Source organism: Streptomyces sp. MBT53 (assembly GCF_016654115.1).
GTDB lineage: Bacteria > Actinomycetota > Actinomycetes > Streptomycetales > Streptomycetaceae > Streptomyces.
Genome location: NZ_JAEQAZ010000041.1, coordinates 18,272 through 41,603, shown reverse-complemented (window position 1 = coordinate 41,603; position 23,332 = coordinate 18,272). Strand labels below are relative to the sequence as shown.

The window sequence follows — 23,332 nt, the reverse complement described above, 5'->3', positions numbered from 1 at the left end:
CCGGCGGCCGGAAACGGACCGCCGGGACGTGTCGTTTCCAGCCCCCTCACAGGCCTCCCCGCGGTTCCTTTCCGGTCCCCACCCGACCTGAAGGACCCACCGCCATGAACACCGACGACACCGTCCGCACGTTCCTCGACTTCTACCGCGAACGCGGACACGAGCCGATCACCGGCAGCACCCTGCTCCCACCGCCCTCCGACCCGGTCCTCTTCACCACCTCCGGCATGCACCCGCTCACGCCGTACCTCCAGGGCCGCCCCCATCCGCAGGGGCGGCGCCTGGTCAACGTCCAGCGCTGTCTGCGCACCACCGACCTCGACGAGGTCGGCGACCCCACCCACCTGACCGTGTTCGAGATGCTCGGTTCCTGGTCGCTGGGCGACTACGACCATCCACAGAGCCTCCGCTGGGGATACGAACTCCTCCGCGACGGCTTCGGCATCCCGCCCGAGAAGCTGTACGTCACCGTCTTCGACACCGACCTCGAATCCCTGGACACCTGGCGTGAGTTGGGCCTCCCCGTGGAGCCGACCCAGGACGAGAACTGGTGGTCCAACGGACCGACCGGCCCCTGCGGCCCCGACTCCGAGATCTTCTTCTGGACCGGCGACGGCCCGCCGGAGGGGACTCCGACCACCGACTCGCGCTGGGTGGAGATCTGGAACCACGTCCACATGCGCTACGAACGCGGCGAGGACGGCGAACTCGTGCCGCTGCGGCAGGTCAACGTCGACACGGGCATGGGGGTGGAACGGCTCGTCTCCGTCCTCCAGGGACGTCGGTCGGTCTATGAGACGGACCTGTTCGAGCCGTGGATGCGGCTGGTCCCACCGCTGTGGGATCTGGACGAGCACGGGGTACGGGTGGTCTGCGACCACCTGCGATCGAGCATCGTGGTCCTCGGCGACGGGGTGCGGCCGTCCAACACCGGTCGTGGGTATGTCCTACGGCGGCTGGTGCGTCGGCTGCTCACGGTTCTGCGGCGCGATGAGCCTTCGCGCACGCTGACTGATCTGCCGGTGGAGCTTGTCGAGCACACGCTCGACCACTTTCGGCAGTCGCTCGGTGTCGACACGGTGCGAGACGTGTTGATGGACGAGGAGCGGCGGTTCGGTCAACTCCTTGAGCGGGGGCGGCGGGTGTTGTCGCGGCCGGAGTTCCGGGGCCCGCTGAGCGAGGAGGACTATCACTACCTGCACGACACGCATGGGTTGCCCCGTGACTTGGTCGCCGGTCTGTCGGGCGAGGAGCCCTCGACTTCAGTCACCACCCTTTGACCATGATCAGCAGAATGATCCCCACGGCGTACAGCGCCACTCCTCCGTAACCGAAGACGAACACGGCGAGCTGGTCGGTGCGGTAGTCGATGTCCTTCAGGAATCCCGTCTTCCCACGCCCTGGCTTCCGCCGGTCGTACACGACCGGAACCACCACGCCGAGGTCCACCATCCCCGGCTGGTCCTCGCGGAACTCGGCCCTGGGTTCACCTTCGGGCAGGCGGACCTCGTAGGAGACGCGGTACCGTCCGCCGCCGGCGTATTCCTGGGCCGTGGAAACGGCTCCGCCCTCGACGCCGTGCCGCGCCAGATTCCGCAGACGGCGATAGGTCATAAAGATGCCGATCATGGAGACCGCCGCACCGAAACCCACCATCTGAAAGATGACCGACAGAACAAAACCGGTGGTCGAGTCTCTCATGGCGCCCCCAGGCATGCTCACGACCAAGATCACGCATATTCAATGGGAACTACGCACCCTTGTCCAGGAAAAAGGCACTCAGGGCGTCGCCAGCGCCCTGCTCAAGTACGGTGCCGTCGTGCTTCCCGCCACCCTTGCCACCTTCCTCGGCGGGCCCGCTGCCACGATCCGGCCGGCGTCCAGGTCGATCACCCAGTCCGCGCCCGCCACCACCGCCATGTCGTGTTCGACCACCACCACGGTGTGGCCCGCGTCGACCAGTCCGTGGAGTTGGTGCAGCAGGACTTCGACGTCGGCGGGGTGGAGGCCGGTGGTCGGTTCGTCGAGGAGGTAGAGGGTGTGGGCGCGTCGGGTGCGTTGCAACTCGCTGGCCAGCTTGATGCGTTGGGCCTCGCCGCCGGACAACTCGGTGGCGGGCTGTCCCAGTCGGAGGTAGCCGAGGCCGACGTCCAGGAGTGTGGTGAGGCTGCGGGTCACGGCCGGGGTGTCCGCCTCCGCGAAGAAGTCCGCCGCGGCCTCCACCGTCAGGTCGAGGACCTGCGCGATGTTCCGTCCCCGGTACGTCACTTGGAGTGTACCGGGGTTGTAGCGGGCCCCGCCGCAGTCCGGGCAGGGGGCGTAGGTGCTCGGGAGGAAGAGGAGTTCGACGCTGATGAATCCCTCGCCCTGGCAGGTCTCGCAGCGCCCGCCCGGCACGTTGAAGGAGAACCGCCCGACGCCGTAACCCCGTTGCCGTGCCTCGTCGGTGGCGGCGAACACCTTGCGGACGACGTCGAAGAGGCCGGTGTAGGTGGCGAGGTTCGAGCGCGGGGTGCGGCCGATCGGTTTCTGATCGACCGACACCAGCCGTCCCACGCCCGGCAGTTCCTCGGTGATCTCGCCGATCAGGGTCGACTTTCCGGAGCCCGAGACGCCGGTGACGGCGGTGAACACGCCCAGAGGGAAATCGGCTGTCACGTCGCGCAGGTTGTGCCGGGTGATCGGGCCGACCTTCAACTCGCCCTGCGGGGGACGGACTTCGCGGGCCGGTGCGGGGGTGCGGTCGAAGAGGTAGCGGGCCGTCGCCGATTCCCTCACCTTCGCCAGGTCGGCCACCGGGCCGCTGTGCAGCACCTGCCCGCCGTGTTCGCCGGCCAGCGGTCCCACGTCCACCAGCCAGTCGGCGGCGCGCATCACGTCGAGGTGGTGCTCCACCACGAACACCGAGTTGCCCGCCGACTTCAGTCGCGTCAGGACCGTGAGCAGGGCCTCGGTGTCGGCGGGGTGCAGTCCGGCGGACGGTTCGTCCAGGACGTAGACGACACCGAAGAGACCAGAGCGCAACTGCGTTGCCAGGCGCAGCCGTTGCAGCTCGCCGGTGGAGAGGGTGGGGGTCGCGCGGTCCAGGCTCAGATGGCCCAGGCCGAGTTCGAGGACGGGGACGATGCGGGACTTGAGGTCTTCGGTGAGGACGCGGGCGACCTCCGAGGTGCCGCCCAGCGTGTCCGCCAAGTCCGCCAGCGGCAGCGCGGCCAGGTCGGCGATCGTGCGGCCCGCGACGGTCACCGCCAGGGACTCGGCGCGCAGTCTGCTGCCTGCGCAGAGCGGGCAGGGGGCGCTGGTCAGGAAGCGTTCCGCCTTGGCCCGTAGGGTCGCGCTCTTCGTGTCCGAGAAAGTCTTCATGACATAGCGGTGGGCGCTCATGTAGGTGCCCTGGTACGGGCGTTGGATGCGGTCGGCGTCCCGGACCGGATGGACCGTGACCACCGGCTGCTCGTCCGTGAACAGGATCCACTCCCGCTGTTCGGCGGGGAGTTCGCGCCACGGCACGTCGACGTCGTGACCGAGGGTGTCGAGGATGTCGCGCAGGTTCTTGCCCTGCCAGGCGCCCGGCCAGGCGGCGATCGCTCCCTCGCGGATCGAGAGGGAGGGGTCGGGGACCAGGGACTCCTCGCTCGTGCGGTGCACCCGGCCGAGGCCGTGGCACTCGGGGCACGCGCCCGCCGCCGTATTGGGGGAGAAGGCGTCCGAGTCGAGACGTTCGGCGCCGGGCGGGTAGTCGCCGGCGCGGGAGAACAGCATGCGGAGAGAGTTGGAGAGGTTGGTGACCGTGCCCACCGAGGAGCGGGAGGTGGGGGCCGAGCGGCGCTGCTGGAGCGAGACGGCGGGCGGGAGGCCGGTGATCTCGCCGACCTTCGGGGCGCCGACCTGGTGGATCAGCCTGCGGGCGTACGGCGCGACCGACTCGAAGTAGCGGCGCTGTGCCTCGGCGTAGATCGTGCCGAAGGCGAGGGACGACTTCCCGGAGCCCGAAACGCCCGTGAACACGGCCAGCACGTCCCGCGGGATGTCGACGTCGACGCCCTGGAGGTTGTGCTCGCGGGCGCCGCGGACGCGGACGTAGGGGTCGTGGGGGCTGTGCATGACCCGGCGAGTCTATGCGAACCCGCCCTGTGACGCCCGCTGACCTGCGGGGGTGCGGTGGTGTCCGTGCTGTGCCACGTTGGAAGGCACGGAAAGAGGTCGCCGCGGAGTCGCGTGTGCCCACCGTCCTGCGTCCGACCAGGCCGTATTCGCAGCCCTCCGGGAGACAGGTATGAGCAGCTATCGAGTCGCGCAAGTCGGTGCCGCCGGCGGCGAGTTCGAGGTCGTCGAGCGCGAGGTGCGGCAGCCGGGACCCGGACATGTACGGATCGCCGTGGAGGCGTGCGGGATCTGCCACAGCGACACCTTCTTCGTCGACGCCGGAGTGCCGGGCGTGCGGTTCCCGCTCGTCACCGGGCACGAGATCGCCGGACGGATCGACGCGCTCGGCGAGGGCACCTCGGACCAGGGCTGGCGGGTCGGCGACCGGGTGGCGGTCGGCTGGTTCGGCGGCAGCTGCGGCTACTGCACCCCTTGCCGGCAGGGCGACTTCATCGTCTGCGAGAACCTGAAGGTGCCCGGCTGGGCCTACGACGGCGGCTTCGCCGAGATGACGATCGCGCCCGTCGACGCGCTCGCCCGGATCCCCGAGGGACTGTCGGCCAGTGCCGCCGCGCCCATGGGGTGCGCGGGCGTGACCACCTTCAACGGGCTGCGGCGCAGCGCGGCGGGGCCCGGCGACCTGGTGGCCGTGCTCGGACTCGGCGGTCTCGGGCATCTGGGTGTGCAGTACGCGGTCGCGATGGGATTCGAGACCGTGGCGATCGCGCGCGGCGCCGAAAAGGCCGACTTCGCCAAGCAGTTGGGCGCGCACCACTACGTCGACAGCACGGCGGACACCGAAGTCGCGGAGGCGCTGCGGGCGTTGGGCGGTGCGAAGGTGGTGCTGGCCACGGCGGGCAACGCCGACGCCGCGTCGGCCACCGTGGAGGGGCTGCGCCACCGCGGTGAACTCGTCGTCATCGGGGCGGACACCGCGCCGTTGGGGATCAGTCCGCTCCAACTGATCATGCCCGGCAAGGTGGTTCGGGGGCATCCGTCCGGCACCGCACAGGACGTCCAGGACACCCTGGCCTTCAGTACGCTGCACGGCATCCGCCCGATGGTGGAGACCGTGCCGCTGGACCAGGCGGGCGAGGCCTACCAGCGGATGCTGTCCGGCGCGGCCCGCTTCCGGATGGTGCTCACCCCCTGAGCGAGGCGAGCCGCCGGTAGGAGTCCAGCAGGGCTTCGCGGTCGTAGGTGCTGGTGGTGACGAGGACCTCGTCCGCGCCCGTCTCCTTCAGCACCGTCTCCAGCTCGTGGGCCACCTGTTCCTCGGTGCCCGCGAGCTGTCCGGTGAGCCCTGCCTCGTAGAAGCCGAACTCCTTGTCGGACATGGCCAGTTGCTCCACCCGCTCGGCGGGCGGCAGCGGCGGGAAGGTGCCGTGGGTGCGCGAGTACGCCATCGACCAGGCCTCCGGCACGAGGAGCCGGCGGGCCGCCTCGGGGGTGGCGGCCACGGCGACCGTGCCCGAGACGACGACATACGGCTCGGCGGCCCAGGGGGAGGGGCGGAAGCGGGCGCGGTAGTGGTCGATGCCGCGCCGCATCTTCTCCCGGTTGCGCAGGTCGCCGATCACCATCGGCAGTCCGGCCCGGGCCGCGATGTCCGCGCCCTCGCCCATCGCGAGCACGAACGGCGGGACGACGAGGCCCTCCGAGGGCCGCGCGTGCGCGCCGGTCGGCGAGGTGCCCCGGAACCAGCCGAGCAGTTCGTCGAGTTGGCCGGCGAAGTCGTCGGCGTCGTCCTTGTCACGGTCCAAGGCCCTGCGCACGCCGTCCGTGAAGCCGACCGAGCGGCCCAGGCCCATGTCGATCCGGCCGGGGAAGAGTGACTCCAGCACCCCGAACTGCTCGGCCACGACCAGGGGTTGGTGGTTGGGCAGCATCACCCCGCCGGTTCCGACCCGGATGGACCGGGTGGCCGAGGCGACGGCGGCGGCCAGCACGGTCGGCGCCGAACCGGCGACCCCGGGCACACCGTGGTGCTCCGACACCCAGAACCGGTGATAGCCCAGCTCCTCGATCTCCCGCGCCAGCCGCACGGTGTCGCGCAGCGCCTCGGCGGGCGGGTGCCCCTCGCGGGTGCGGGAACGGTCCAACACGGAGAACGGGGTCGAGGCGATCAAGGAACTCACATCAGGTTCAACGCCCGCGAGCCTTCGGCATTCCCCGGGCCGGTCGGAGCGCTCAGCGCCGGGACCGGACGCGGGCGTCCCGGGGCGGGTCGATGAACTGCAGCTCCAGCGTCACGGGCGGCTCCGCGAGCCCCGGTCCGCCCGCCGCCGCCCACTCCAGGACTTCCTCCGTGCAGTCGTCGTCCATCGCGAACCCGACCCAGGTCGGCCGCCCGCCGGCCCGCCGCCCCGCGGCCGACGGCTGCACCACGATCACGTTGGCCTGGTCGCACGGGCCGAGACAGTCCGTCGTACGCACCGCGAATCCGTGCTCGGCGCCACCCGACCGCAGCCGTTCCAACTGCCAGGCGTGGTCCGTGCCCGGGTGCTTGCGCGGGTCGCCGCAGCAGCAGCCCCGGCAGACGACCAGGGTGCAGGGCCGTTCTCGGGCGGCGCCTATGAGGAACGTACGGGGAGCGGGAGTTGCGGCAGACATACGAGAAGCATGAGGCCAGGGCCTCGGACGGTCGCCGCCGGGGTGCGGGGGCTGTCTATGGTGGCCCGGTGACAGCTGACAGCAGGCGGCCCCTCGCCGTGTTCGACCTCGACAACACCCTCGCCGACACGGCCCACCGGCAGCGGTTCCTGGAGCACAAGCCGCGCGACTGGGACGGCTTCTTCGGCGCCGCGTCCCAGGACCCGCCGTTGGCGGAAGGCGTCGCGCTCGCGCTGGAGTGTGCCGAGGAGTGCGAGGTCGTCTATCTGACCGGGCGGCCCGAGCGCTGCCGGCGCGACACGCTCGACTGGCTCGCCGCGCAGGGGCTGCCCGAGGGGCGGGTCTTCATGCGGCGCAACGACGACCGCAGACCCGCCCGCCGCACCAAGCTGGAGATCCTCGAGCGGCTCGCCCGGGACCGGGACATCAGGGTTCTCGTGGACGACGACGAGTTGGTCTGCGACGACGCCGAGCGGGCCGGGTTCAGGGTCGTACGAGCCCGTTGGACCGTTCCATCCGCCGCGCTGGAGGCGGCGCAGGAGGGGGAGGGCCGGACCTGAAGGGGCCGGACCTGAGAGGGCCGTAGCCGCGTCATCCGACAGGACGCGCACGGCTCCTGCGCGGCTTGACGCATTCCCATATCGGCATACGATGGCTGCATGGCACGAGCAGCGACGACGTCGGACGTCTTCAACGCGATCGCCGAGCCGCAGCGCCGGGAGATCCTGGCGCTGCTGCGGGCGGGTGAGCGACCGGTGACCGAGCTGGCGCACGAGCTGGGGATGAGCCAGCCGGGGGCGTCCAAGCATCTGCGGGTGCTCCGGGAGGTAGGCCTGGTGCGGGTCCGCGAGGCGGGCAAGCAGCGGCTCTACGGCCTGGACGCCCGCGGGCTGCGGCCCGTCCACGAGTGGGCCGGCGGGTTCGAGCGGTTCTGGAACGAGAGCTTCGACCGGCTCGACACCTATGTGCAGGAGCTCAAGCAGACAGGACAGGAGGGCTGACCGATGGCAGGGACAAGGCAGGAAACAGGGGCGGGAGCGGAGTCGGCGACGGCCGAACGGGAGATCGTCGTCTCCCGGGTCGTCGACGCGCCCCGGGAGCTGGTGTTCGAGGCCTTCACCGAGGTCCGGCATCTGTCGCGGTGGTGGGGGCCGGACGGGTTCACCACCACCACGCGGTCCTTCGAGTTCCGCGAGGGCGGGGAGTGGGTCTTCGTCCTCCACGGGCCGGACGGGACCGACTACTCCGAGTGGATCCGCTGGACCCGGATCGTCCCGCCGGAGCGGATCGAGCTGCTGCACGGCGAGACCCCCGAGGACCCGAACGCCTTCGGGTCGGTCCTGACCTTCGCCGCGGACGGCGCGGCGACCCGGCTCGTCATGCGCACCCTGTTCCCCACCAAGGAACTGCGCGACGAGGCGGCCGAGAAGTACCACGCGATCGAGGGCGGCGAGCAGACCCTGGGCAACCTCGCGGCCTACGTCACCGACCTCGCGCGGAAGGCGGTGGAGGGCTGATGGCCGGCAAGGTGTTCTTCAGCGTGTCGATGTCGCTGGACGGCTTCGTCGCACCCGAGCCCGTGCCCGATGAGCTCACGCTCTTCGCGCCCGAACGGCGGGACGACCCGGACGTGCAGCGCTGGATGGGGCAGTGGACGGAGCTGCAGCAGTGGGTGTTCCCGCTGCGGTTCTTCCGGGAGAACGCGAAGCTGGGCGAGGGCGGTGAGGAGGGCGTCGACAACGACATCGCGCGCGAGACGTTCGAGCGCACCGGCGCGAGCGTCATGGGCAGGCGCATGTTCGACCTCGGTGAGGCGTCCTGGCCGGAGGAGGCGCCCTTCCACACCCCGGTCTTCGTGGTGACGCACAAGAAGCGCGACCCGTGGGAGCGGCCCGGCGGCACCACGTTCCACTTCGTCGACGACGGCGTCGAGCACGCCCTCGACCAGGCCCGCGAGGCCGCCGGCGACCGGGACGTCCGTATCGCGGGCGGCGGCGCGACGATCCTGGAGTACCTGAACGCGGGCCTGGTCGACGAGTTCTCGATCACGCTGTCACCGGTGCTCTTCGGCACCGGCACCCGGCTGTTCGACGGCGTGGACCGGTCCAGGATCGCGCTGGAGCCGGTCCGCGCGCAGCCGTCGTCGCGAGTGACGCACCTGACCTACGCGGTGCGCCCGCGGTAGGTCAGGTGTGTCAGTCCTCGTCCTCGATGCGGAAGCCGACCTTCAGACCGACCTGGTAGTGCTCGATCTGCCCGTTCTCGATCTGGCCCCTGACCTGCGTCACCTCGAACCAGTCGAGGCTGCGCAGGGTCTGCGCGGCGCGGGCCACGCCGTTGCGGATGGCCTGGTCGATGCCCTCGTGAGAGGTGCCGACGATCTCGGTGACCCGGTACGTGTGGTTGGACATGCGGGTACTCCTCTCGGCCGTGACGGGCGCGTCACGCGTCACTCCACCGTGCCCCAAGGTGCGGCGGTACGCGAGACGGCCCGTCACCCGAAGTCAGCGCACCACGCTCAGTGACAGCGCGAAGCGGCCCTCCCGGTCGGTCCACCAGTGGGCCAACTCCAGCCCGGCCGCCGCCAGTTCGCTCCGCACACCCTCCTTGCGGAACTTCGCCGAGATCTCGGTGCGCAGTTCCTCGCCGGCCGCGAAGTCGACGGCGAGATCGAGCGCCGGGATCTTCACGGTCTGGTCCGTGCGGGACCGCAGCCGCATCTCGATCCACTCGTTGCCGGCGTCCCAGAGGGCCACGTGGTCGAAGGCGTCGGTGTCGAAATCGGCGCCCAGTTCACGGTCGACCACGGTCAGGACGTTCTTGTTGAACGCGGCCGTCACCCCGGCCGCGTCGTCGTACGCCCTGACCAGGACCTGTTCGTCCTTGACCAGGTCCGTGCCCAGCAGCAGCGCGTCGCCGGGTGAGAGCAGCGCGCGGAGGCCGGCGAAGAACGTGGCGCGTTCGGCCGGCAGCAGGTTGCCGATCGTGCCGCCCAGGAACGCCAGCAGGCGCGGTCCCGGTGTCTCCGGGAGCGTGATCGCGCCGGTGAAGTCGGCGATCAGGGCGTGTACGTCGAGAGCTGGCCGCTCCGCGATGAGGGCGTGCCCGGCCTGGGTGAGCGCGCTCTCGCTGACGTCGACCGGGACGTACAGAGCCAGGTCGGTGAACGCGTCGAGGAGGTGGCGTGTCTTGTCCGAGGAGCCGGAGCCCAGCTCGACGAGCGTCCGCGCACCGGTCGCGGCGGCGATCTCGCCGGCCCGGTCGACGAGGATCTCCCGTTCCGCGCGGGTCGGGTAGTACTCGGGCAACTCGGTGATCTGCTCGAAGAGTTCGCTGCCGTGGGCGTCGTAGAACCACTTCGGCGGGAGGGTCTTCGGGGTGCGGGTGAGGCCTTCCAGGACGTCGGCACGCAGGGCCGCGTCGGTGGCGTCCTCGGGCAGGGTGCGGGTGAGAAGGAACGGACTCACGTGCGGGGCTCCTTCGGTGGTGCGAGGTCTTTCAGGGGGGTGAGGAGGACCTCGGCGCGGTTCGCGGTGAGCAGAGTGCGGTCGGGGACCTCCTGCCAGTGCGGGTCGTCGTCGTAGGGTTCGGAGGCCACGATCGTGCGGCGGCCGGGCTCGGAGAGGTACCAGAGGGAGTCGCCCCAGGCCGTCGCGGCGATCGAATCGCCGTTGGTGAGAAGGAGGTTGAGGCGGGAGCCGGGGGCCGCGTGGGCGACCTCCACCACCGTGTCGGCCAGCGCCTGGCCCTCCGCGTCGCCCGCCCGCAGCCGGCCGAGGACCAGCGCCCAGACGAGTGCCGAGTCGCAGCGGGCCTCAAGGGACAACAGGTCGACCGGGGGCAGGCGTCGGGCGAGCGCGGCGAGCGTCTGTGGCCAGCCGGTGACGGCGCCGTTGTGACTGAACAGCCAGGGGCCCGCGGCGAACGGCGCCGCCGCGGCCTCCCCGTCCGCACCCGCGAACGTCGCGTCCCGTACGGCGGCCAGCAGCGCCCCCGAGCGGACCACGCGGGCCAGGTCGGCGAAGGACTGGTCGCCCCAGATGGGCACGGCTCGCCGGTAGCGGCCGGGCACCGGGTCGCCCTCGGCGTACCAACCCACCCCGAAACCATCGGCGTTGACCGTGCCGTGCCGTTGGCGCCGGGGTTCCCAGGACTGGCGGTACAGGCTGTGCTCCGGGTCCACGAGGAGCCGGCCGAGCGGCTCCTCGGGTCCCAGGTACGCCAGGTGACGGCACATCAGACGGCCTCCGAGCGAGCCGTACGGGCTGTGCGGAACCCGGAGAAGATCTGCCGCCGGATCGGGTAGTCCCAGTTGCGGAACGTGCCCCGGCAGGCCACCTCGTCCACGGCGAACGAACCGCCCCGCAGAACCTTGTACTCCGGGCCGAAGAACACCTCCGAGTACTCCTTGTACGGGAACGCCCTGAACCCCGGGTAGGGCAGGAAGTCGCTCGACGTCCACTCCCACACGTCGCCGATCAACTGCCGTACGCCCAGCGGTGATTCACCCGCCGGATAGCTGCCCGCGGGTGCCGGGCGGAGGTGGCGCTGGCCGAGGTTGGCGTGTTCCGGGGCCGGGTCGGCGTCGCCCCATGGGTAGCGCATCGAGCGGTCGTTCACCGGATCGTGGCGGGCCGCCTTCTCCCACTCCACCTCGGTGGGCAGCCGGCGTCCGGCCCAGCGGGCGTAGGCGTCGGCCTCGTACCAGCACACGTGCAGGACGGGCTCGTCGGGTGGCACGGCCTCCGTCGCGCCGAAGTGGCGCCGCAGCCACTGCTTGCCGTCCTTGCGCCAGAACAGCGGCGCGACAAGGGAGTTGCGGCGGATGTGCGCCCAGCCCTCCTTCGTCCACCAGCGCGGGTCGTCGTAGCCGCCGTCCTCGATGAACGCCAGATACGCGCCGTTGGTCACCGGGGTCGTGTCGATGTAGAAGGGGGCCACCTCGCGCCGGTGCGCGGGCTTCTCGTTGTCCAGCGCCCACGGCTCGGTGGAGGTGCCCATCGTGAACGGGCCGCCGGGGACGAGGACTTCGGACGGGCCGGTGAACAGCGGTACCGGTTCCGGGTCCGGAGCCGTCAACGCCTGGGGGCCCGTGCGGAGCTGATGGGTGATCAACATCGTTTCGTCGTGCTGCTGTTCGTGCTGGGCGACCATCCCGAAGGCGAAGCCCGCCTCCGTCAGCCGCGTCCCGCGGAACGTCGAATCGGCCAGTACGTCCGTCACCCGGCCGCGCACCTCGGCCGCGTACTGCCGGGCTTCCGCGGGCGGCAGCAGCGGCAGCGAGGGGCGTTCGGAGCGCGGGTGCTCGAAGGCGTCGTAGAGGCCGTCGATCTCGGGGCGCATCGCGTCCCGGCCGCCGACGGCGCGCAGCAGCCACAGCTCTTCCTGGTTGCCGATGTGCGCGAGGTCCCAGACCAGCGGGGACATCAACGGCGAGACCTGCGCGGTGAGTTCGGGCTCGTCCACGCAGCTCGTCAGGAGCGTCGTGCGGTCCCGGGCCGTGGTGAGGGTGGTCAGCGCCCGTTCCCTGAGCGCCTCGATATCGATGTCATCAACGGTGGTGTCGGCGTCGGTCATGTGCGGATGTCCTTCCCGTGCGGGCGGCTGTCCGTGCCACGCACGCGGTCGAGCAGATCGTCGGCGGGGCAGCGGCCCCGGATGACATAGCGGTCGAAGTACGCGCGGACGGCGTCCACGACCTCGGCGCTCGCGCCCAGCCGGGGCAGCGCCTCCAGCGCCGTCGCGAAGCACACGAGCGCCACCTCGTGCAGCTCCGGGTCGGACAGGCCGTAGCGGGCCGCGTCGATCCACAGCGGATTGTGCGGCGCGGGCAGGCCCAGGGACCGTTCGGCCAGCGGCTTCACCGCCCGGTACGCGGTCTCGGCGGCCTCCGGGTCGTCGAACAGCGCCGTCGTCACCGCGAGCGGCACGATCCAGCCGTCGTCCCCGGGCTGCGCGTCGATCATGCGCAGTTCGAGATGGCCACGCGGTCTCACCGGCGGGAACAGGGTGGTCAGGTGGTAGTCGAGGTCGTCACGGGTCGGGGGCGTGGACGAACGGGTCCACTCCCGGAAGGTCAGCCCCTCGGGCACGTCCCACGGGCCGTCCTCGCGCCGGACGCACATCACCGGCGAGTCCAGCACGTGCTCCGCCCAGGCGCCGCGCGGTTCCGCGTCCAGCGGCGGCGCGCCCGCCCGGCCGGGGCCGATCTCCATCCAGATCAGCTGCCGGGAGGAACGCCAGCCCGTGGGGCTGCGGCCGACCAGCGGGGAGTTGGCGAACGCGGCCACCAGCACCGCGCCCAGCTGGTGCGCCAGCCACCAGCGCCGCCCGTGGCCGAGCGGTCCGGGCTCCTCGTAGCCGGCGTCGAGGCACACCTGCACGGACGCCGAGGTGCACATCATGCGGCGGCCCGCGGGTCCTGTGCGGTCGAGGCAGCGCTCCATGGCGTCGTAGCGCGGCTCGTGCAGGAACCGGCGCGGCGGGTGCCAGGGATCGTGGCCGACGCCGACCAGCCCCAGGTTGTCGCGGGCCAGTATCGCGCGGACGGTGTCGAGGTCTTCGGAGACGGAACCGATGCACTCCATCAGGGAGGTGGCGGGCGACGAGCTGAGTTCCAGCTGGCCGCCGGGCTCGACGGTGAGCGCCGACCTCAGGTGCACGGTCTTCAACGCGGCGTAGGCCGCTTCGAGTCGTTCGGGTGTCACGGGGAGCTGCGGGAGCCGCAGCTCGTGGACGAGCCATTCCACTTCGACCCCGAGGGTTCGGGGCGGACCGGTCTTGAAGCAGATGCCCCTGACCAGGGCCTCCACCTCGGGTTCGGTGACCGCGGTACGGGGCTCCGTACAGTCGCTACAGTCACTTGCCGTATCGGACATGTCGGGATCCTCCTGAGATTCCACCATGCCACCGGCCCGGTTTCGGTTGGGCCCGGGTCGGCACACTCGTACCACCCAAGACCCTCGCGGCGAGTCGCACAAGGGTGCGTATTGCCACGTTCGGGATCGGTAATCTCCGGTTCGCCGGCCGTTCGCGGAGCCCGGAAACTCCGTTGCACCGCACGACCAGCATCGCTCACGATGCATGTATGAGCACGACGGGGGAGAACACGGGGGAGATCGCGGGGCGCGCTCTCATGGCGTACACGGGGGTTATGCCATGAGCGCGCGCCTGCGCGGTATCGCGCAGCAGACCGAACAGATCGTCGCGGCCGGGGGCTACCGCGCGGCGGACGGGCGCGAGGTGCCCATCGCCGCGGAGACCGAGGCGGCCCGAGCGGGCACGAGCCTGCACGGACCGGAACCGGTGCGCATACCGGCGTTCTCGCCGGTGGACACGTTCATCGAGGTCACGGGCGAGAGCAGCCTGGAGGCCGCCCGCCGTCTCACCGGCCCGGTGGCCGTGCTGAACTTCGCCTCGGCCCGCAACCCCGGCGGCGGTTTCCTCAACGGCGCCCAGGCCCAGGAAGAGGCCCTGTGCCGCGCCTCCGCGCTGTACACCTGCCTGCTCGAGGCCCGCGGCTTCTACGACCACCACCGCGCCCACCGCGATCCGTTCTACACGGACCGGGTCGTCCACTCACCGGCCGTCCCCGTCTTCCGCGACGACAAGGGCCGCCTCCTGGACGAGCCGTACACCGCCGGATTCCTGACGGCCGCCGCGCCGAACGCGGGGGTCGTGCTGCGTACGGCACCGGAGCGCGCGGCCGAGCTGCCGGGTGCCGTGGCCGTACGGGCGGAGCGGGTGCTGGAGACGGCGCTCGCGCACGGTTACCGGCGGCTGGTCCTGGGGGCCTGGGGCTGCGGAGTGTTCCGGAACGACCCGGCGCAGGTCGCGGGCGCCTTCCACGCACTGCTCGGGCCGGGCGGGAGGTTCGCCGGGGCCTTCGAGCACGTGGTGTTCGGCGTCCTGGACCGCACACCGGGTGCCACGGTCCGGGACGCCTTCGTACGGGCCTTTCCGGAGCGTCAGCTCCAGAAGTAGCCGCTCAGCTCACGCAGGTGGCCGCTCAGGTCCAGCCGTAGCGCTCGTGCAGCCGGTGGCGGACGAGGTTGAAGCGCATCTGGTCGATCGCGCACGCCTCACGGCGCATGCCGTCCTCGTGCAGGCGCAGGATGCGGTCCACGTCGACCCAGGAGTCGCGGCCCGACTTGTCCCACGGGCCGTTGCCGATCGCCACCCACTCGCGGTCGGCGTCGTGCCGCTTGCTGGAGAGCTGGACGGCGAGCAGCGTCCCGCCGGGCTCACGGGCCACGACGAGCACCGGGCGGTCCTTGCCCCGGCCGTCGTTCTCCTCAAAAGGCACCCAGGTCCAGACGATCTCACCGGGGTCGGGATCCCCGTCGTGCGCGGGGGAGTACTCGGTACGCACCTTGCCGACCTCGCGCGGGTCGGCCTCGGTGGTGGCGGAGGGGCCGTAGCGGCCCGGGACGTTCTCATCGGTAAACGCGGTCACGGGGGGCACCCTAGAGGGTGTCCCCCGCGATCCGTGCGTCAGCCTCCTGTTGACGTCACTTCTCGTCCTTCTCCACCGGCACCTTCTGCGACGGTGGTGCCGTGGTCCCGTTCAGGGCCGAAGTCCCGTTCGGGGTCTGGCCGTTCTGGTTCATCGTGGAGAGCAGCTGACGGGCCAGGCCCAGGCCCGTGCCGCCCATCGTGAGCGCCTTGGCCAGCATCTCCGCCATGCCGTCCGCCCCGTTGAGGACCACCATGTTGTCGACGCTGCCGAACGCGGACGCGCCGGCCTTCACGATCTCCGGCCAGTTCTCGGCGAGTTGCTGCGCGACCACCGCTTCCTGGTTCTCGGCGAGGGCCGCGGCCCGCGCCTTGATGGCCTCCGCCTCGGCGAGACCCTGGGCCCGGGTCGCCTCGGCGGCGGCCAGACCCTTCGCCTGAGCGGCTGCCGCCTCGGCCTCACCGGTGGCCCGGGTGGCCGTCGCGGCGGCGGCACCGCGTGCCTGGGTCGCCTCTGCCTCGGCCATCGCGGCCGTCTTGATCCGGCTCGCCTCGGCCGTGGCCGCCAACTCGGTCTCCTTGGCCTTGGCCTGCGCGGCGGAGATCCGCGCGTCACGCTCGGCCTCGGCCCGGGCCCGGGTCTCGTAGGCCTGGGCGTCCGCGGGCTTGCGGACGTCCGCCTGGAGCTGCTGTTCCCGGCGCAGCGCGTCGAGTTCGGCGATCCGGGTCTCCTGGACGACGACGTCCTGCCGGGCGGCGGCGTCCGCGAGCGGTCCGGCCTGTCGGGCCTTCGCCGCCGCCTTGTCGCGCTCGGCCTGGTAGCCGGCCTGGAGGATCTCGCTGTCCCGGGTGGCCTCCGACATCCGTGCCGCGGCCTTCTGTTCGGCCTCGGTGGCGAGACGGTTCGCCTCGGCCTGCGCGATACGCGCGTCCCGCTGCACGGCGGCGGCGTGCGGCATCGCGAGGTTCTTGATGTACCCGGTCGGGTCCTCGATCTCGTGGATCTGCAGCGAGTCCACGATCAGACCCAGCTTCTCCATCTCCGTGCCGCACGCGGCACGGGTCTGGCCGGTCAGTTTCTCGCGGTCGCGGATCATGTCCTCGACCGTCAACCCGCCCACGATGGACCGGAGATGACCGGCGAACACGTTGTGCACGCGCTCCGACATCATCTTCTGCTGGTCGAGGAAACGGCGGCCCGCGTTGGCGATCGACACGAAGTCGTCGCCCACCTTGAAGATGACCACACCCCGCACCTTGAGCGGGATGCCCTGGGTGGTGACGCAATCCACGTGCAGTTCGGTCTCGTTGAGGTCCAGCGAGATCTTGCGCACCGCCTGCACACCCGGCAGCACCAGCGTGCCGCGCCCCGTGACGATGCGGAACCCCATGCCCTCTTCGAGGCCTTCGGTACGGTGTTTCGAGCCCGAGATGATGAGTGCCTCGTTGGGCTCGGCGACCCGCCACATCGACTTGAACAGACCGATCAGTACGAGGACGGCGACAACCGCCACCCCCGTTACGACGCCGATGACCATCGGCATACGCCCCCTAGTGATGGTGCCCTTTCGGCACCGAACGAAGGGAGTGTGCGCCTGTGCGACACCGGGGTACAGACGTTGACGGATCCTTGTTGCAATCTTGACGCGAACACCCTTGAAACGGCTCTCACCTGCGAGGGAGCACGCTCAACTGTCGTACGCCGCTGTTACGTAGACGGTACGTGGCGGGAGATATTCCACGACCATCACCACGGTGCCCCGCTCGATCCGGTCGGTGCCCGTGGCGGCGTACGCGAGGAAGTGCTCGGCGCCGCCGCGCACCCGGACGATCACCTCACCGACGAGCCCCGGTCCGACCGCCCCCGTGACCCGCCCCATCAGCCCGACCATCGAAGCGTCTTCCATGGTCACAGGGTACGGGCCGAACGGGTTTGTGCCGCCGGGGAATCCGCGCCCATCGGCTCCGGCCACCGCTCGTGCCAGCGCAGCTCCGCCTCCAACTGGGCGGCCAGCGACAGCAGGAGCGGCTCGCTGTTCGCCGGGCCCAACAGCTGGGCGCCGACCGGGAGTCCGTCCCCGACGAACCCGGCGGGGACGTTGACGCCGGGCCAGCCGAGGATGTTCCACGGCCAGGCGTAGGGACAGGCGGCGATCATCGCGCGGTCGGTGGCCAGGCCGTCCAGGTCGAGCATTGCCCCAATGAGGGTCGGGGGAGCGGCAGTTGTCGGCGCGAGGACCAGGTCGTACCTCCCGAAGAACGCGCCGAACCGGTCGTGCAGGGTCGCCTCCGCGCGCCGGGCCGCCCGCAGCGGGGCCCCGCCGAGCAGTCGGCCGACGCGGGCCGCCTCCAGGGTGCGCCGGTCGAGAAGTTCGGGGTGCGGTGCCTCGCGGACCCGCTCGGCGAGACCGACGGTGGCGCGGGGGAGGAAGGTCAGCCCGATCTGGCCGTAGGGCGGATCATCCGCTACGACTGTGTGGCCCAACTGGGCCAGTTTCTCGGCGAGTTCGAGGACCCGAGCCCGTACGTCCGGGAGCAGCCGGGCGGGCAGCGCGGTGAACGGCGGCTTCAGGGAGAGCGCGATGCGCAGTCGGCCGGGGTCGCGGCCCACGGCCTCGGACATCCGCAGCGCGGCCGGCCGGTGCGGGTCCTGGGCGTGATTGCCGCTGGCCGCGTCCAGCAGCAGGGCCGCGTCCGCGACCGTACGCGCGAGGGTGCCGTTGACCGTGATGCCCTGGAAGGACTCGCCGCGCGGCCAGGTCGAGATGCGGCCGCGCTGCGGTTTGACGCCGACGAGGTGGGTCCAGGCGGCGGGGATGCGGACGGAACCCGCGCCGTCCGAGCCGAGTGCGGCCGGGACCAGTCCCGCCGCGACCGCCGCCGCCGAGCCGCCGGACGAACCCCCGGGTGTATGGCGGGAGTTCCACGGATTGAGGGTCGCGCCGAACGCGGGTCCCTCGGTGAACGGCCACTGTCCGAGTTCGCAGGTGTTCGTCTTCCCGACGATCACGGCACCGGCCGCCCGCAGCCGTCGTACCGCCTCCCCGTCCTCGGCGGCCGGCGGGAACTCGCCCCGGCAGCCGAACGCGGTCGGCTCGCCCGCCACGTCCGTGTCGTCCTTGACGGCGACCGGCACCCCGAGCAGCAACTTGCGCGTACCGGCGGCCAGTTCGCGGTCCGCCGCGTCGGCCTCGGCGAGCGCGGCCTCCCGCCGTACGACCCGAAAGGCGTTCAGGGAGGCCTGAGTTGCCTCGATCCGGGCCAGGGCCCGCTCGGTCAGGGTGCGTGACGTCACCTCGCCGGCGGCCAGCGCGCGGGCGGACTCGGCGAGGCCGGGGGAGCGGTCGGGCGTCATGGCGGCACCTCCGGGAACGCGTGGTGTACCGAACGGTAACGGCCGGGAGTCCTGTGTGGTGCGGATGCGGCAACTTCCCGCGTGGCGTGGACGGTTGACGGTCCGCCACCAGGTCCGCCACAGGCTTCCCACAGAGATCTTCCAGCACTGCGCAAACCATTGACGTGTTCCTGACCCACCCCTACCTTCTGACCGAATTCACGAACCGCGTTCGACATGGCGAACGTCCGAGTCTCCGGGAGAGCCGCCCGTGACCACACGTCCCCCCACACCGTCCCGCCGCGCCCTGCTGCGCGCGCTGGCGGCCCTGCCCGCCTCCGCGCTCGTCCTGGGCGAGGCCCCCGGACTGCTCGGCACGGCCCTGGCCGCCGCCCCCGCCGCCGGCTACGCCACCCGCTACACGATCGTCCCGTTCCTCAACAGCGACGACGGCACCGTCAACGTCTACCAGTCCGACGACGCCACCGACTTCCGCCTCGTACAGGCCTCCTCGTACACCCCGCCGAGCAACCGCATCCGCGACGCGAGCGTGTTCAAGCACACCGACGGCTACTACTACCTGACGTGCACCACCCACACCTGGGAGGACGTCAGCACCACCATCGGCTTCGCCCGCAGCGCCGACCGGGTCAACTGGACGTTCCTGTACGACTACACGGTCCCGATCACCAACCTGTCCCGCGCCTGGGCCCCCGAGTGGTTCGTGGACAGCGACGGCAGTGTCAACGTCATCGTGTCCTGCTCGACCACCGACGACGAGTGGATCTTCACCCCGTACCGGCTGAAGGCCACCAACTCCGCGCTCACCGACTGGAGTTCACCAGTCGCCCTGTCCGGCATCGGCTCCAACCACATCGACACCTACATCGTGCGCATCGGCTCGACGTACCACGCCTTCACCAAGAACGAGACGGCCAAGTACATCGAGTACGGCACCGCCACCAGCCTCACGGGCCCCTACACGATCTCCAAGACCGGCGACTGGGCCGGCTGGGGCAGCTACCGCGAAGGCCCCTCGGTCGTCCAGCTCGACAACGGCGGCTGGCGGATCTTCTTCGACGGCTACGGCGACGGCACCTACTACTACAGCGACAGCTACGACACCTTCGCCACCTGGTCCGCGCCGACCGCGCTCACCACGCTCTCCGGCACGGCACGCCACTTCACCGTCATCAAGGAGACCGTGTCCGGCGGCCCGAGCCTCGCGACCGGGGTCACCCGCTCCTTCCAGTCCGCCAACTACACGACCCGCTACTGGCAGGAGGTGTCCTCTCTCCTCAACCTGCCGGTGGTGACCAGCTCCAGCACCACAGCCTTGAAGCAGGCGTCCACGTTCACCGTCGTCGCGGGCCTCGCCGACGCGACCGGCTTCTCCTTCCGGGACAGCGCGGGCAACTACCTGCGCCACTACGACTTCCGGGGCCGCTTCGACGCCAACGACGGCACGACCACCTTCGCGAAGGACGCCACGTTCTACGCCCGGACCGGCGCCACCACCGGCTCGCTCCGCTTCGAGTCGTACAACTACCCCGGCTACTACCTGCGCCACTACAACTATCAACTCCGGGTGGACCCGACGGACGGCACGGACCTCTTCCGTACGGACAGTTCGTTCGTGCCGGTGACGGCCTGGGCCTGAGCGCGGGCCGTGCTCAGTCGGTGAGGCCCAGTGCCCCCGCCGCCTGGATCGCCAGCCAGACCTCGGCCAGCGCCCCCGTCGACGTCAGGTCGCGGTCGGTGAGCGTGCCGAAGCGGCGCAGCCGGTAGGCGAGGGTGTTCGGATGGATGTGCAGGGCCGCCGCGGCCGTGTCGGTGCGGCGGTCCCGCTCCATCCAGGTACGGGCGGAGACCAGCAACTGCGAGTCGTGGGCCTCGTCGTAGCGCAGCACCTCGCCGAGCACATGCTCGACCAGTGCCGTCAGGACGGCCGGGTCGTCGGGCAGCCAGCGGCCGGTCGCGTCGTCGCCGTAGCGGACGACGGGCCGGCCCGACTCCACCGCCTTGGAGACCGCCCACAACGCCTCGCGCTGGGCGACTCGCAGCGCGGCGCCCGGCAGGAAGGGGCGGCTCATCCCGCTTGCCACGCCCGGGAGTTCACCGATGGCTACGGTCAACTCCGGTGCGCCCAGGACGTAGCGGTCCTCGCCCCGGGTGAGCAGTAGATGCGGGTGGTCCTCCAGACAGCGCAGCAACGCCTCGTCGGTGGTGTGCCGCACGACGACGAGCACGGTGTCGCCGTCGATCGCGTGCCGGGCGAGCCTGCGGCGCGCGGCCTCCGGGTCGAGGACTTCCTGCAGCAGTTCGGCCAGGGTCTCCGCGCCCTCGCGGCGCAGTGTCTCGCGTTCGTTGCGCACCATCGCCAGGCGCAGCGCCGCCACGGTGGCGATGTGCTGGGCGACGGCGAGCCCGGCCGGCTGGGCGCCCTGCCGCTCGTAGGCGACGAGGAAGCCTGCCGGGCCGCCGGGCGCGGGCACCGGCAGGACGAATCCGCCGGGGACGGTCGGCGGGGCGTCGACCGAGGCGGGCAGAACGGCCGGATCCGGCACGGGGACGCCGGGCAGCAGCGGGCGGCCCTGCGGCGTACACAGATAGACGTCGTAGCCCGACAGGTCTTCGAGGCGGCGCAGCAGGGTCGGGGTGTCCAGATCCTCGGCGACCAGCCAGCGCAGCGCGCCGAAGACCTGGAGCTGCGCGCCCAGCCGGTGCCCGGCGTCCTCCTGGACGGAGGCCGCGACTTCCTGGGAGATCGCGATGAACGGGACGGCGAGCGGCACTTCGAGCACCGGGAAGCCCCGCTCCTCCGCCGCCCGGAAGAACGCCTCGTGCAGCGGTGGCATGTGCAGCTGTGCGGAGAGGGCGAGCGCGGACACCCCGGCGTCGTCCAGCCGCTCCAGATAGGCGCGCTGTCCGGCCGCCGTACGCGGCACCGCGAGACCCGTCGTCATGATCACCTCGGCGCCCAGCAGCCAGGGCGTCGGATCGGTGAGTTCGCTGGCGTGCGCCCAGGACACGGACCTGCCGAGCCCGTCCCGACCGGCCTTCACGGAGAGCTGCAGCGCGGGGAAGGCGAGCAGATCCTCGACGGTCACTTTGTTTCCAGCCACAAAAGACAGCGTACTGCTCCGTGACTCGCACAATTGTCGCCGGTCGCGCGAGGGCCACAGACTGTGAAACCGGCCCCCCGCATGAACGGAAGGTGGAGCGCCAGTGACGACCTCGATCACCGAAATCGAGACCTACGGCGTCGAACGGATCCCGGACGAGGACCGCACGGCCCGCCCGATCGACCTGTTCCGACTCGCCTTCGGCGGTGCCAACACCTTCGCCACCTGTGTGCTGGGCGCCTTCCCGATCCTCTTCGGCCTCTCCTTCTGGCAGGGCCTCGCCGCCACCGTCCTCGGCCTGGTCGCGGGTGCGCTGCTGCTGGCCCCGATGGCTCTGTTCGGCCCCACCAACGGCACGAACAACGCCGTCTCCTCCTCCGCCCACCTCGGCGTGCACGGCCGGGTCGTCGGCTCGTTCCTGTCGCTGCTCACCGCCGTCGCGTTCTTCTCGATCTCGGTGTGGTCCTCGGGCGACGCGCTGGTCGGCGGCGCGCACCGCCTCGTCGACGTCCCCGAGTCGGACGTCACCTACGGCATCGCGTACGCCGTCTTCGCCGGGCTCGTCCTGGCCGTCTGCGTCTACGGCTTCAAGTTCATGCTGCTGGTCAACAAGATCGCGGTGCTGGCCGCGTCGGCCCTCTTCGTGCTCGGCGCCTTCGCCTTCGCCGGCGACTTCGACCCCGGCTACGCGGGCACCTTCGCCTCCACCGCCGACCCGCTGTTCTGGCCGTCGTTCATCGGCGCCGCCCTGATCGTGCTCTCCAACCCGGTCTCCTTCGGCGCGTTCCTCGGCGACTGGTCCCGCTACATCCCGGCCGGGGCCCCGCGACGCCGGGTGATGGGCGCCGCGTTCCTCGCCCAGCTCGCCACCCTGCTGCCGTTCCTCTTCGGCCTGGCCACCGCGTCGATCATCGCCTCGAAGGCCGCCAAGTACGTCGACCCGGCCGCCCCCAACTACGTCGGCGGACTCCTCGCCATCTCGCCCGGCTGGTACTTCCTGCCGCTGTGCCTGATCGCACTGATCGGCGGCCTCTCCACCGGCACGACGTCCCTCTACGGCACGGGCCTCGACTTCTCCAGCGTCTTCACCCGCTTCAGCCGCGTCCAGGCCACCTTCTTCATCGGCGCCCTGTCGATCGCGTTCATCTTCGTCGGCCGCTTCGCGCTGAACCTCACGCAGTCCATCTCGACGTTCGCCACGCTGATCATCACCTGCACCGCGCCCTGGATGATCGTCATGACGCTCGGCTATGTCACCCGGCGCGGCTGGTACGACGCGGACGCGCTCCAGGTCTTCAACCGCCGTCAGCGCGGCGGCCGTTACTGGTTCACGCACGGCTGGAACTGGCGCGGCATGTCGACCTGGCTGGTCTCCGCCGTCGTGGCCCTGCTGTTCACCAACCTCCCCGGCCAGTTCGTCGGCCCGCTCGGCGACCTCGCGGGCGGCACCGACATCTCCCTGCCGGTCGGCCTCGCCCTCGCGGTCGTCCTCTACCTGGCCCTGCTCACCGTGTTCCCCGAGCCGCGCGCCGTCTACGGACCGGCAGGACCCCGCTTCGTCCGGGCCTCCGACGCACCGGTGCCGCCCATCACCGGCGACGGCAGCGAGGCACCCGCCCCCGAGCCCGCCGCGGCCAACTGAACCCCCGCAAGGAGCAGC

General features: G+C 71.1%; 23 protein-coding genes. 9 read left to right on the top strand and 14 right to left on the bottom strand.

Annotated features, from left to right (window positions below; genetic code table 11):
• Nucleotides 1-104 precede the first annotated feature (104 nt).
• Nucleotides 105-1,280: an alanine--tRNA ligase-related protein gene (locus tag JHN45_RS17395; RefSeq protein ID WP_201049652.1), complete on the top strand. Its 1,176-nt coding sequence runs from the start codon at nt 105-107 to the stop codon at nt 1,278-1,280.
• On the opposite strand, the gene JHN45_RS17390 is transcribed toward JHN45_RS17395, so the two are convergent.
• On the bottom strand, nt 1,267-1,734 hold the full coding sequence (locus JHN45_RS17390) for a DUF3592 domain-containing protein (protein WP_200709144.1): 468 nt from the start codon (nt 1,732-1,734) through the stop codon (nt 1,267-1,269). The two genes, JHN45_RS17395 and JHN45_RS17390, sit on opposite strands and share 14 nt — an antisense overlap.
• Nucleotides 1,735-1,779: 45 nt before the next feature.
• A complete protein-coding gene (locus JHN45_RS17385; protein ID WP_201049651.1) occupies nt 1,780-4,104 on the bottom strand; it encodes an excinuclease ABC subunit UvrA in 2,325 nt (774 codons plus the stop codon).
• A 172-nt stretch (nt 4,105-4,276) separates the two neighbouring features.
• On the opposite strand from JHN45_RS17385, the gene JHN45_RS17380 reads away from it, so the two are divergent.
• Nucleotides 4,277-5,299: an alcohol dehydrogenase gene (locus JHN45_RS17380; protein ID WP_201049650.1), complete on the top strand. Its 1,023-nt coding sequence runs from the start codon at nt 4,277-4,279 to the stop codon at nt 5,297-5,299.
• On the opposite strand, the gene JHN45_RS17375 is transcribed toward JHN45_RS17380, so the two are convergent.
• Nucleotides 5,289-6,284, bottom strand: coding sequence for an LLM class flavin-dependent oxidoreductase (locus JHN45_RS17375; RefSeq protein ID WP_201049649.1), 996 nt, complete (start codon nt 6,282-6,284; stop codon nt 5,289-5,291). The two genes, JHN45_RS17380 and JHN45_RS17375, sit on opposite strands and share 11 nt — an antisense overlap.
• A 52-nt stretch (nt 6,285-6,336) precedes the next feature.
• Entirely contained in the window at nt 6,337-6,759 is a 423-nt protein-coding gene (locus JHN45_RS17370; RefSeq protein ID WP_201049648.1) for a (2Fe-2S) ferredoxin domain-containing protein, read from the bottom strand.
• A gap of 68 nt (nt 6,760-6,827) precedes the next feature.
• Here JHN45_RS17370 and JHN45_RS17365 point away from each other — a divergent pair, with 68 nt between their 5' ends.
• The 4 genes from JHN45_RS17365 to JHN45_RS17350 all read left to right on the top strand — a co-directional run bounded on the left by JHN45_RS17365 (nt 6,828) and on the right by JHN45_RS17350 (nt 8,944).
• Entirely contained in the window at nt 6,828-7,319 is a 492-nt protein-coding gene (locus JHN45_RS17365) for a hypothetical protein (protein WP_201049647.1), read from the top strand.
• Between the two features lie 99 nt (nt 7,320-7,418).
• Nucleotides 7,419-7,760, top strand: coding sequence for a helix-turn-helix transcriptional regulator (locus JHN45_RS17360; RefSeq protein WP_201049646.1), 342 nt, complete (start codon nt 7,419-7,421; stop codon nt 7,758-7,760).
• A 3-nt stretch (nt 7,761-7,763) separates the two neighbouring features.
• Nucleotides 7,764-8,276, top strand: coding sequence for an SRPBCC family protein (locus tag JHN45_RS17355; protein ID WP_201049645.1), 513 nt, complete (start codon nt 7,764-7,766; stop codon nt 8,274-8,276).
• Entirely contained in the window at nt 8,276-8,944 is a 669-nt protein-coding gene (locus JHN45_RS17350; RefSeq protein ID WP_201049644.1) for a dihydrofolate reductase family protein, read from the top strand. The genes JHN45_RS17355 and JHN45_RS17350 overlap by 1 nt, the downstream gene beginning before the upstream one ends.
• Nucleotides 8,945-8,954: 10 nt before the next feature.
• Here the strand turns inward: JHN45_RS17350 and JHN45_RS17345 are convergent, their stop codons facing one another.
• The 5 genes from JHN45_RS17345 to egtA form a co-directional block, all read right to left on the bottom strand.
• A complete protein-coding gene (locus JHN45_RS17345) occupies nt 8,955-9,170 on the bottom strand; it encodes a dodecin (protein ID WP_019068358.1) in 216 nt (71 codons plus the stop codon).
• A 93-nt stretch (nt 9,171-9,263) separates the two neighbouring features.
• A complete protein-coding gene (gene egtD / locus JHN45_RS17340; RefSeq protein WP_201049643.1) occupies nt 9,264-10,226 on the bottom strand; it encodes an L-histidine N(alpha)-methyltransferase in 963 nt (320 codons plus the stop codon).
• Entirely contained in the window at nt 10,223-10,996 is a 774-nt protein-coding gene (gene egtC / locus JHN45_RS17335) for an ergothioneine biosynthesis protein EgtC (protein WP_201049642.1), read from the bottom strand. Before egtC ends, egtD begins: the two co-directional genes overlap by 4 nt.
• Nucleotides 10,996-12,336, bottom strand: a complete 1,341-nt coding sequence (egtB, locus tag JHN45_RS17330) for an ergothioneine biosynthesis protein EgtB (protein WP_201049641.1) — start codon at nt 12,334-12,336, stop codon at nt 10,996-10,998. Before egtB ends, egtC begins: the two co-directional genes overlap by 1 nt.
• Nucleotides 12,333-13,637: an ergothioneine biosynthesis glutamate--cysteine ligase EgtA gene (gene egtA / locus JHN45_RS17325; RefSeq protein WP_200709132.1), complete on the bottom strand. Its 1,305-nt coding sequence runs from the start codon at nt 13,635-13,637 to the stop codon at nt 12,333-12,335. Before egtA ends, egtB begins: the two co-directional genes overlap by 4 nt.
• 280 nt (nt 13,638-13,917) lie before the next feature.
• On the opposite strand from egtA, the gene JHN45_RS17320 reads away from it, so the two are divergent.
• Entirely contained in the window at nt 13,918-14,742 is an 825-nt protein-coding gene (locus JHN45_RS17320) for a TIGR02452 family protein (protein ID WP_201049640.1), read from the top strand.
• A gap of 25 nt (nt 14,743-14,767) precedes the next feature.
• Here JHN45_RS17320 and JHN45_RS17315 read toward each other — a convergent pair whose 3' ends face one another.
• From JHN45_RS17315 to JHN45_RS17300, 4 genes are all read right to left on the bottom strand, one after another.
• Nucleotides 14,768-15,214 (bottom strand): type II toxin-antitoxin system PemK/MazF family toxin, encoded by a 447-nt coding sequence (locus tag JHN45_RS17315; protein WP_200709130.1) that lies wholly within the window; start codon nt 15,212-15,214, stop codon nt 14,768-14,770.
• A gap of 55 nt (nt 15,215-15,269) precedes the next feature.
• Nucleotides 15,270-16,757: a flotillin family protein gene (locus JHN45_RS17310; RefSeq protein ID WP_201049639.1), complete on the bottom strand. Its 1,488-nt coding sequence runs from the start codon at nt 16,755-16,757 to the stop codon at nt 15,270-15,272.
• A 144-nt stretch (nt 16,758-16,901) separates the two neighbouring features.
• Nucleotides 16,902-17,120 carry a hypothetical protein gene (locus JHN45_RS17305; RefSeq protein ID WP_234467570.1) on the bottom strand — a complete coding sequence of 73 codons (219 nt, stop codon included), beginning with the start codon at nt 17,118-17,120 and terminating at the stop codon, nt 16,902-16,904.
• 2 nt (nt 17,121-17,122) lie between these two features.
• Nucleotides 17,123-18,568: an amidase gene (locus JHN45_RS17300; RefSeq protein ID WP_201049638.1), complete on the bottom strand. Its 1,446-nt coding sequence runs from the start codon at nt 18,566-18,568 to the stop codon at nt 17,123-17,125.
• 250 nt (nt 18,569-18,818) lie between these two features.
• Between JHN45_RS17300 and JHN45_RS17295 the strand changes: the two genes are divergently transcribed.
• Entirely contained in the window at nt 18,819-20,207 is a 1,389-nt protein-coding gene (locus tag JHN45_RS17295; RefSeq protein WP_201049637.1) for a glycoside hydrolase family 43 protein, read from the top strand.
• A 13-nt stretch (nt 20,208-20,220) separates the two neighbouring features.
• On the opposite strand, the gene JHN45_RS17290 is transcribed toward JHN45_RS17295, so the two are convergent.
• Nucleotides 20,221-21,672, bottom strand: a complete 1,452-nt coding sequence (locus tag JHN45_RS17290) for a PucR family transcriptional regulator (RefSeq protein WP_307783123.1) — start codon at nt 21,670-21,672, stop codon at nt 20,221-20,223.
• Between the two features lie 103 nt (nt 21,673-21,775).
• Here JHN45_RS17290 and JHN45_RS17285 point away from each other — a divergent pair, with 103 nt between their 5' ends.
• A complete protein-coding gene (locus tag JHN45_RS17285) occupies nt 21,776-23,314 on the top strand; it encodes a cytosine permease (protein WP_201049636.1) in 1,539 nt (512 codons plus the stop codon).
• Nucleotides 23,315-23,332: the final 18 nt, after the last annotated feature.